3 protein-coding genes are annotated in these 3729 nt (G+C 60.0%); all 3 read right to left on the minus strand.

Going from position 1 to position 3729, the window contains the following annotated elements; genetic code table 11:
• The coding region (locus tag ABX749_RS25540) for a tripartite tricarboxylate transporter permease (RefSeq protein WP_372898492.1) at positions 1-1109 on the minus strand (1109 nt) is incomplete at its 3' end.
• A gap of 1 nt (position 1110) precedes the next feature.
• Entirely contained in the window at positions 1111-2313 is a 1203-nt protein-coding gene (locus tag ABX749_RS25545; protein ID WP_372898493.1) for a tripartite tricarboxylate transporter substrate-binding protein, read from the minus strand.
• Positions 2314-2441: 128 nt separating this feature from the next.
• Positions 2442-3596: a sialidase family protein gene (locus tag ABX749_RS25550; RefSeq protein ID WP_372898494.1), complete on the minus strand. Its 1155-nt coding sequence runs from the start codon at positions 3594-3596 to the stop codon at positions 2442-2444.
• Between the last annotated feature and the right edge of the window lie 133 nt (positions 3597-3729).

The following is a 3729-nucleotide window of genomic DNA, read 5'->3' on the forward strand; positions in this document are numbered from 1 at the left end:
ACGAGGTAAATGCCGTACACCAGCGACGGTTGACTCTCAAAGATTGCTGGCCCCGGTGTGACATTCTTCATCAACAACACCCCGATCACGATCGCCGTGATGGAATCACCGGGAATGCCAAACACCAACGTCGGTATCCAACCTCCGGCCAAGGCAGCACTGTTGGCCGTTGTGGCGTCTCCGATCGCATCGATCGATTCCCGATCCGCCTTCGAACCACGGCCGCGTTTGGCCGCGGCGAATGTGACCCACGATGCGATATCGGCGCCGGCGCCAGGCAGCATCCCGATCAAGACTCCCATCAAGCTCGACCGGACCGTGCCCGATCGGCGTTTGACCAACCGAGTCACCAATGCCGACCGTGAAGCCCCGATGATCGTGCCGAATGATACCGCCGGTGCAACGGCACACGCCCCGCTGTCACCTCGCTTGGCCTGTGAAAGATTCGCAAACACTTCCGACAACCCGAACAGACCGATCATCGCCGGGATGAACGAGATCCCTTGATACAGCGCCACGGAATGAAAGGTGAATCGCGGTTCAAGATGCACCGCGCTCAGGCCGACCGTGGATAACAAGATCCCAAGGATCAGACTCAACATCGCTTTCCACCGAGCCCCCGCCGGTACCACCAACACACAGCAACTGAGTCCGATCAAGTACAACCAAAAGTACTCGGTGACAGAAAACCAGCTCGCGACCGCTGCGAGTTGGCTGCCCAGCACCATCAAGAGGATCGCCCCGATGATGCCGCCGATCACGCTGCACGTCAGCGAGACCGACAAGACTTGCTGTGCCAGCCCCTTTTCCGACAACCGATACGCTTCATCGGCATAGGCGGCCGACGCCGGCGTGCCCGGGATTCGCAACAGAACCGTCGGAATGTCTCCCGCAAAGATCGCACAGGCGACCATGGTCACGATCGCACCGATCGCCGCCACCGGATCCAACCAGTAGGCAACGGGAACAAACAAGGCCACGGCCATCGTGGCCGTCAATCCCGGGATGGCACCGACAAAGATCCCATAGAACGCCGCGGCGACGATGATCAGCCAAACATCGACGCGGCCGAAAACATCACCGGCTGCTTGTAACAGTGCAGGATCCATGTCACCAACCCAACCAGCCCCAGGGAAGGGGAACGCCGAGTACGACCGCGAAAACGTGATACAAGCTCGGAATGGTCACCACGGTCACAGCCACGGCGAGGCGCCATCCGACTCGCAACATCAGCAACATCGCAAGCAGCATCACGCCTGCGGAGATCACGTAGCCGAGCGATTCACAAAGCACAATGAACAGACCAACGGCCGCAGCGAATCGCAACAACGCGTGATAATCAATCGCCAAGTTTTCGGCCGCTGCTGCGTTCGCCTCCTCGTTCAGCGTCGACCTGGAGACGCCCCATCCAAACGCACCGATGACGATTCCCAGCGCGGCAAGGATCGATGGAAGAAAGTAAGGGCCGATCGCTAATGACTGTGTTGGCTTCATTTGTGGCTGATTCAAAATCTCGCCAAAGTCCGCATCGGTCTGCGTCAGAAACGCTTCAAACTGATCCCCGTCGGCGACCGCGACCTGGAATCCAGACGCCGCCATGAACTGACGAAACTCGTTGCTATTGGCGACGTTCAAAACCGCCTGCCGCATCTTCGTGACGCGATCCTCCGGAACACCTTTGGGAAACAGCAGCCCCCGCCAGGCCCCGATCGACCAATCAATGCCCTGCTCGGCAAAGGTCGCGACCTCGGGCGCCGCCGGACTTCGCTCCCTGCTCATCACCCCCAAGCATCGAATCTCTCCGGCATCGATCAATCCGCGCGCTTCGGGGATGGAGCAGCACACGATCTCCAACCCACCGGCCATCATCTCCTGGAGCGAAGGTGCCGCTCCGTTGATCGAAACCCAGGTCACCGATTCGCTCGGTAGATCGCTGCGGTCCAACCAACCCAACAATGCGAGGTGCCAAATCCCGCCGGCTGCAGTTCCCGACGCCCGCAAGGATTCCGTTGATTGACGCAGCTTGGCCTCCAGATCCCGCAGCGATTGCCAAGGAGAATCTGCGGACACGAAGATCGCTGCCGAATCTTGGTTGATCATCGCCAACGGCTCAAAGCGATCGGGCGTGATCGGGCACAGGCTGCGCCAATGCAACATGTTTAGCTCCACCGTGGCCATGGTCACGGTGTATCCGTCGGCAGAAGCGGTGGCACCGCGTGTGTGTCCCGTCACGCCCCCGCCGCCCGTGGCGTTGACCACATTGACTGGCACACCGAGCTCGCTCTCAAGCTGCACCGCAACTTGTCGCGACACGCGATCCGTACCTCCCCCGGCCGACCACGGACAAATCAACGTGACCGGTCGGAAGGGCCATTCTTCACGGCGGTTGCACCCGACGGCCGCAAGGCACGCGACCAGCCAAACGATTGGGCAGATGAATTTCATTCCGTTTCCAGCGGGCCCGATGCGTCACTGACGATCTGGCGCAGCTTGGCCGAATCGCTGACCAACTCTCCCGCCGCGACATCCTCTTCACGAAACGTCGCCATCAGAATGTGGCGTTCACCCGTTCGACTGAAGTCATAGATGATGCGGATGGTCCCGTCGGCGGCTTGCTGTCCATCGGGATACGAGACCTGATTGCGTTCGTCCAGCAACAGACCGCCGCTCCAGGTCTGACCATCGTCGTCGGACAGGAACGCGGTCAGGTGGGATCGCCCGATCCGCTTGTCGACGGGCCCATGTTTGACTAACAGCAGCTTGCCAGAATTCAATCGACGGATGAAGAATCTGGCGCTGGGGTGGGCGATGTTGGAAGGAGCCAATTCTGGCCAGGTGCGTCCGCCGTCGGTGGAAACACTTTCGCCGATCCCGTACCGCGTCCGCGCCAACATCCACAGCGATCCGTCGCGTCGCTCAATCAACATGTGTTCGTCAAAGGCACGGTCTTTTTCTGGGACGTTGCAACCGCCCCGCAAGGTCCACGTCGCCCCTTCGTCATCGGACACGATCACTCGGGCGCTGTGATCGGTCTTCCGCCACGTCGACGCCGGTAGCACCCATTCGCCCGACGACAAGACGAGCGGTTTGCACATCATGACTCCATCGGTGACCCGTTCGGGCGCCTCGTATTGCGGCCGAGCGTCATTCGGATTCGTGATCGTCAAAAACCAGACCCCGGCGATGGTACCTTCGTGCCCGATGGCCTGAGCCCATGCCAGACGCAGTTTACCGTCCGGGGCCATCCACAGTTCCGGGTCGTAAGCTCGAACCGGACCGGCTTCGTCAGGATCCACCACCAGCACTTCGGTCCACGTTTCGCCATCGTCGTCGCTCGTGCTCAGCACGACGTAGTTATTCTGGTCTTCGCCGGGCGTGACACCGGCGTACCAGGTTGCCCACAATCGACCACCGGGAGCAATCGCCAGACTCGGAATCCCTTGAAACGCGCGGTTGTTCGGGGAATAAATTGGCTTGTCCGGTCGCACCACGGCCGGAGGTTTCAAAAACAGATCGCCATCATCGGCGACCGCCGAAATGGTCGGCAAACAGAACAGACAATTCAGCGCGGCAAGGCGAATCAAACGGCTGAGCATCAGGCATCCCGTAGTAAGTCAATGAAGTCTTCGTCATAGCGTGCCAAACCCTTGGCACGATTTCGCAGACGCAACAGTGTAGCAAGAACGAATGGAAGCGACCGAGCCGTCTAAGTCGCGTGCCCTACTCACC

Source organism: Stieleria sp., assembly GCF_041595215.1.
In the GTDB taxonomy this organism is placed as follows: domain Bacteria; phylum Planctomycetota; class Planctomycetia; order Pirellulales; family Pirellulaceae; genus Stieleria; species Stieleria magnilauensis.

Bases quoted from the DNA above. Each gene is read 5' to 3' on its own strand.
- ABX749_RS25550 (WP_372898494.1), bottom strand. From the start codon at position 3,596: ATGCTCAGCCGTTTGATTCGCCTTGCCGCGCTGAATTGTCTGTTCTGT.